The following is a 6,352-nucleotide window of genomic DNA, read 5'->3' as shown; positions in this document are numbered from 1 at the left end:
TGGAGATTGATCCTGTCCCCTCACCCCATTCTTCCAGCCTCTTGGCATGACAGGAAGGGCAAAAGCACCTCGTTTTACAGGAAAAGTGTAACAGGTATTCTTTGTCGCATTGCCGGCACTTGACCCGGGCGAATCCACACGAAGGATTGCCGCAGTCCAGATACTTCTCCACAACATTCTTAACAACCGGGCGAAAGTAGCCATACACCTTTTCGAATCGCCTCTCATACTCTGAGAGAAACTCTGCAAAGTGATGAAAGAGCACCCGATAGAGGACGGTCTTTTCTGGTAACCCATGCTCCTGAGCACATTCACTTAATATGCCCTAAAGGAAAAATGCGATGCCAAGTGGAATTTTGACAAAGATGCGGTGCTGTGGTTTAATTTTTTGACTTTTATAAGGATCATGATAGCCGGGAAAATGATGACGGTGGCGGTTTTTGGAAGCTCAGAGCCCGTGGAAGGGGATGCTCTCTACGAAACGGCTTATGAGACAGGATGGCTTCTAGCCTCACGGGGATTCAATGTCTGCACGGGCGGGTATGGCGGCGTAATGGAAGCAGCTTCTAAGGGGGCGAGGAAAGGCGGCAGCGATGCCATAGGGGTTACGGTCAACATGTTCTCGTGGAGGAATCCCAACAAGTTCGTCTCCATTCATTACAATGAAGATGACCTTTACATGAGGACGAAAAGGTTGATCGAGGTAAGCGATGGTTTCATCATACTTCCAGGAAAGTCCGGAACGCTTTCCGAACTCACCTTCCTCTGGGCGCTTCATCGGGGAGGGGTTCTCGGGAAGAAACCGATCATTCTTCTTGGAGAGATCTGGAAGCATTTCATGAAGAACCTTACCGAAGCTGACCTGATAGAGGAACAGGAGCTTGAAGCCACGAAAATCGTTCTGACACCGCAGGAAGCAGTGGATGAAATAGCAAAATGCCTGTAAAATATATGATCTTTATAAGAGCTTGGTTATGGCAGCTAGATCAGGAATTAGAGCGCAGCGCGAGGCGAAGATCGAGATATTGCCCCCCAGGAAGAGCGTCGTCAGGGATTACTTCGAGACGATAGTGATATGCGTGATCTTCGTTCTCTTCTCGAGAGCTTTCGTCTTCCAGCAATCCAAGATCCCCACTGGCTCTATGGAGGATACACTACTGATCGGCGATTACATAATGGTGAATCGCTTCGTTTACTCTCCCACGAGTTTCGATTTTGAGAAGAAGATTCTTCCTATGCGGGATGTGAAGAGGCAGGACGTTATCGTCTTCAAGTTTCCCGAGGAGCCTGAATTCGATTACATCAAGAGGGTCATCGGTCTTCCCGGTGATATCGTCGAGGTCAGAGACGGCATCGCCTTCGTAAACGGCGAGAAGCTCAACGAACCTTACATCGCGGATAGATACAGAGACCCTCATTCCTACTTCCCCCCAACAGTTGTCCCGCCTGATTCCTACTTCGTTCTCGGTGACCACAGAAACAACAGCAGGGATAGCCGCTACTTCGGCTTCGTCCCCAGGAGCTTCATTAAGGGAAGAGCCTTCATTATCTGGTGGTCCTACCAGGAGGACAGGGATGATTACGAGAGGAAAGGTTTTGAGAGGATCAAGAGTATCCTGAGCAAGCTCTTTCACCTCTTCACAAAGAGTCGATGGGACCGCTGCTTTACTATAATCAAATAAATCTCTCTTGGAATTGCTTGAGTAAATCAGGGGCAGGAGGAGATGATGCGCTCATTGCCGTTGCTCTTCCATCCATAAGTGCCAGGACCGCAACTGTTTTCGCTTCGAACGAGATAGTAGTAACACTCGCCAACCGGTGGGCCGTTGCGAGTGTCGTCCCATTGGTTCTGCGTGATATCATCGGCAAGACAGGAGGCGCGCGTGAATGTTCTGTCGAGAAGCAACTCGCTGAGCATTCCTCCCGCTACGTCATACTTCGTGGCATCCGACTGAGAGGTCCAGTTAAGGTGGGTAGCGGATGTCTTGGTCACTGTAACCCCCGTCACTTCGGCAGTGAGCGTTCCCGCATTGGGTATGACACTCACGCAGTTTGAGACAGCGCCATCACAGGCAGCATTCGCCCCCTGAGCCTGGACCCTGTAATAGAGTGGAAAGCCGCCAGGCAGGTCGTAGTCAATAAATGCGGTATCGGGCTCCTTCACGGTGCCGATGATGATGGATGATGCATCACACTTCTGATCATTACGAAGGACCACATAGCTTGCAGCATTGGGGATGACGCCCCAGGTCAGCTTCGCCGAGCTGCAACCAGGGGTGACGGACAATGTCGGCGTGGCAAGCGATGGACAGGAGGAATGATTCTGATTCGAGGAATCGCTGGCAGCTCCGCAGGCGATCTTGTGCCGGCTGAATGCTGCAAAGATAGCAGCCGCATGCGGTGTTCCATTCGATAGGTTGCCATCGTCATCGTCGGTGTTGCGCAGCTTTGTGAACCATGTCCCTGCACCACACCCATCGGAGTATGGGATGGAACAGTTGTAAGCGTTTCCGCCGGAGCCTTTGCGGGACTTGTAAAACAACTTCTCGGTTAACTGGTGGGAGGTGTAGGTATCAAGCCCTGCAGCTGGCAGGTCACGAGTCGCCAGATCCCAGATTGTCTCGGCAGCGAGATGTCCCTCACAGTGCACCTCTCTTCCGCATGGTCCACCCCCTCCACCGCAGTTGTTATTGACAAACCCATCCGCGGTCGCAGGTGTGTGGCTGGCACGCTTGTCCCAATCCAGTTCGCGGATGCCGGTGCAGTTCAGGCAGGTATCCCCATATCCGGAGCAGTTACTGAAGCGACCTCCCCGGGCGAGGCAGGAATTTCGATCATATATGATCGCGACAATGTCAGCGTAAGCTTCGGAAGGATTGTCATAGCCACCGCCATCGTTCTGGTCCATCCCATGCCCCCACTCGTGGATGGCCACGGCGGAGATCTCCCCAAAATTGCGGCATTGGTCCGGCATGGATTGGAACAGGTTGATGCTTCCGTTCCAGTAAGCATTACAGGTATTGAATCCGCCCTGGTTGGTAACGACCTCCAGTTTGCCTCTCAGCCAGTTGTTATCGGGCAGCCAGTATCGTCCTCTTTCTTTAGCACGGTTGACATGATAGAAGCTCGTGCGCGTTGCATGCGTATCACCATCGGAATCTGTCCGGTGTGGGGTAGCGCAATCCGTGCCGGAACCTGTTTTTAAATCAAGGTCTTCATCGGCTGGACGTGATTCTTCCATCACCCCGCAAACATCGTAGATTTTAACGTAAGGGCCGTTGAGGGTCGTTATCGCTTGAGAGTTCGAAGGACCGGGAGTGAATAGACCCATATCATTGCATGTCTGCATCTGGCCATTGACGGTGACGTCCGCGTAAGGCATCGGAAAACCTGGCTGCTCGGTGCCTTCCCATCCTGAGCCATCGTTGGACATCGGATAGATTCCTCCCTTGACGCGCGTATATTTCACGTCATCGTAAAAGGCGATGATCTCCCCGGTCGTTGCATCCACTTTGCCGACCCAGATCCCCCGCTCCCCCTCAATGCGAATCATAAAGCACCAGGCCAGTCTGAAGTTCACGCCTTCCCCCACCGGCCCTTTATAAGGGCCATTTGAAGTCTCATTAAAGTGCTCCCCTTCAGCATTTCCCTCTGGCGGTACACTCAAATAGATGAGCCTTTCAGGTTCGACGTCTTGAACTGAATCAGCAGATGTGATGCCCATGTAAGCGTAGAGAAATTCACGGGCTGAAGCCGCATCATAAAAAGGCTCTTTCGCTACGCCCTTAAGTCCCGGTGTGAGAATCCCCCACTGATCCGCTCCGAAAGAGACAAGATTTCCCCTGGTGATGTAGAGGATGAAGCGCTGGTTTTCAACCGGGATTCCATTCACCACGCGGTCAAATACAAGAATCCAGTGATCTCTGTCCATCATGCTTGAGGCCTGCCGGTTCAGAATCAGCTCATTCTCCTGAACCTTGAGGAGAGCCGTATTCTCGGACACAAACTCTCTGGCCTTCGCCTCGAGGGCATTTAGGAACAGGATTGGAGGGAGGGTTGATCCTTCGGCATGAAACCACCGGATTCCCTGGCCTTCCACCAGGGTCGGACTTCCCGAGCGGCGATCGATGTAGACCTTCCATATTCCTCCATGGCTCTTAATGAAAACCTCCCAGCCAGCCCGCTCATGCTCGAACCCTGTTATGGATTCCGGTGTCTCTGCAACAATCCCAAGGCGTGTGGAAGGATCATGAATGACTAACTGATCAAACCTGCTATTTTCTTCCGGTATCACAGTGGCCCAGGACAACCCGAGTGCGATCAGACTCATAAAGACAGGAAAGTAAATTAGGATCAGGGAACAAATCCAATCCAGGATGCAAATCCTCGCCTTTTTTGCTTTCACATTCTTCTCCTTTCGATATCTTCCAATCACGACCTTATATTGTTTCTCTATGTTCAATTAATATATACAGTGCTTCGATCCTTTTTCAATCTATCTTTCTGAAAAACTTTTGCTATAAAAAGTATTTATCAGCACAAACTGACGAGAGGACTGGTCAAGGAGACCGAACTTCCCGTGTGGCCCACACACCCTTTTCAGAATGACCTGCTCTTCACCTGGGCCCAACAGCCCAATGTCACGGAATATACTGGTTAGAACTTTTCCGCAATGGCCTGTTTGAGGATCTTGAAATTCTCCTTCACATAATACTGCCGCTGATCGTCCTCAATAATTGAGCCGAGTTTCACAGTATAATCCCTTTTCTTTAATGCTTTGATCTCGATGAGCATCTTTTTGAGATTACTAGCCGGAGTGCTGAGAGGAATTCCTCTCCTGTACAGGAACTCAACATCGAATACGTCGCGTATCTCTTTCCTCGTCAGGAATGCCTCGATCTTCGATTCCATCATATCTTTGAGCGATACGACATTCAGAAGAACTTGAACGGTCGAATACCTGCTGTACGCAATCGCCTTCTCCATGCTCACTTTTTTCTTTTCTTTCCTGATTTCGATCTTCAGGCTACGGCGGAAATTCCCTGATCTGATCTCAAAGAGCATTGTGTAAAACTTGCTGGCCGCATCTCTCACAGAATAGTACTCTGAAAGAAATTTCTTCAGATCGTTGAAGAGAGCTTTCGAATCAATCTCTTTCACGATCCAGAAATCGAGATCAACTGAAAACCTGTCAAGCCCGAAGCAAAGCCGCAGCATCGTCCCTCCCCCAAATACGAGACCGCTCAAGAGCCTGGCACTGTTCATCCTGTCAAGCACCTCAAGCTCGAACCGTTCTTGTTGAATCAGATCTTGCATACTCTTCTCATGGCCTCCTTCGTTCTTTCAGGAAAGATGGAGATGATCTTCTTGAGCTTCTTCCTGTCAAGCCTCCCCGTGTCCAGAGAACCAAGATCGATGCTGTACTTGCCGAAGGAATAAAGGTAGACCATATCCACGAACGCCTTCTCTCTGGTGGCGATGAAAAGACCATCTCTTCTTTCAAAATCGAAATAATACTCCCTTTTCATCCTGTGATAATTGAAGACAGTTCCCTTCACGTTGAAATTGACCGAACGTCTCGGAGAGACACTCTCTATGAAATTTCTTTGCACTTGCGTGGTGATCTCATAGAAGGAGAGAGCCGTCATAAATGAGATGTAAGAAGGAACTTGAATGAAGTTTGCGATTCTTAGCAGGTCATCCCTGCTGGAAATCCTCCACCGCTGATCCGTCAGATACAGATTCTTCTTCAATCTGATGAATACCCCCTTTTTCGCATAACGGCTGGAAAGGACCCGCGCTGATGGGATAGTAATATCGAACAGTTCAGCCACATCTTCAATTAAGAAGATTGATTTCTCGCTGAGTTTTTGTAAATAATCGTAATTCATACTAAATATATATAATTAACATTTATGTTAATTATATATCCTTATTATGATTCGGGCAAGCTTTATTAAGAGTCTCCTTGATGGCATAAAACTCAAATACGCTTTCATAAAGGTGCGGAATGTGGGATTCAAAACGCTATTCTTCTTTATTTAGGCTCAGCTGAAAAAACAAATTATCACAGAAATTTCTTTGTGTGATGCGGGATTGCTGGTACCATGAGGTCCGAAATGGAAAAAGAAAGTGCAAGGAATTTTCAAACATCAACCCAAAAACCCTGCACTTTCTCCCTTGGAGGCCTGAATGTACCAGAAAAAAGACAGAAATACAATCCCTTGTAAGCTTCTGAACAAAGCGAGGGAATGGCTCTGCGGGACGATTCTGAAGGTAAAGAAAATCTGTGGAGTCAAGGAAAAGGTCCGGACATATCGGAGAGTCGCAAAGAAAGCATACCTTTCATTTA

The 6,352-nt window shown here is 49.0% G+C and carries 6 protein-coding genes; 2 read left to right on the top strand and 4 right to left on the bottom strand.

All coding sequences use genetic code 11. From position 1 onward, the window contains the following. Window positions 1–208: transposase zinc-binding domain-containing protein (locus tag AB1756_08365; protein ID MEW5807342.1), on the bottom strand; the 208-nt coding region annotated here is incomplete at its 3' end. Between the two features lie 198 nt (window positions 209–406). Between AB1756_08365 and AB1756_08360 the strand changes: the two genes are divergently transcribed. Together AB1756_08360 and lepB are read left to right on the top strand one after the other, a co-directional pair. After that, a complete protein-coding gene (locus tag AB1756_08360) occupies window positions 407–946 on the top strand; it encodes an LOG family protein (protein MEW5807341.1) in 540 nt (179 codons plus the stop codon). Between the two features lie 28 nt (window positions 947–974). Further along, a complete protein-coding gene (lepB, locus tag AB1756_08355; GenBank protein MEW5807340.1) occupies window positions 975–1,682 on the top strand; it encodes a signal peptidase I in 708 nt (235 codons plus the stop codon). A 26-nt stretch (window positions 1,683–1,708) separates the two neighbouring features. On the opposite strand, the gene AB1756_08350 is transcribed toward lepB, so the two are convergent. The 3 genes from AB1756_08350 to AB1756_08340 form a co-directional block, all read right to left on the bottom strand. Beyond that, window positions 1,709–4,405 carry a hypothetical protein gene (locus AB1756_08350; protein ID MEW5807339.1) on the bottom strand — a complete coding sequence of 899 codons (2,697 nt, stop codon included), beginning with the start codon at window positions 4,403–4,405 and terminating at the stop codon, window positions 1,709–1,711. Window positions 4,406–4,656: 251 nt separating this feature from the next. Beyond that, entirely contained in the window at window positions 4,657–5,316 is a 660-nt protein-coding gene (locus tag AB1756_08345) for a nucleotidyl transferase AbiEii/AbiGii toxin family protein (protein ID MEW5807338.1), read from the bottom strand. Next, window positions 5,304–5,834 (bottom strand): hypothetical protein, encoded by a 531-nt coding sequence (locus AB1756_08340; protein ID MEW5807337.1) that lies wholly within the window; start codon window positions 5,832–5,834, stop codon window positions 5,304–5,306. The genes AB1756_08345 and AB1756_08340 overlap by 13 nt, the downstream gene beginning before the upstream one ends. Between the last annotated feature and the right edge of the window lie 518 nt (window positions 5,835–6,352).

This window comes from Acidobacteriota bacterium (genome assembly GCA_040752675.1).
Classification (GTDB): Bacteria; Acidobacteriota; Polarisedimenticolia; order JBFMGF01; family JBFMGF01; genus JBFMGF01.
Note: the sequence above shows the minus strand (reverse complement) of the source record. Positions and strands in the feature narration are given on the sequence as shown.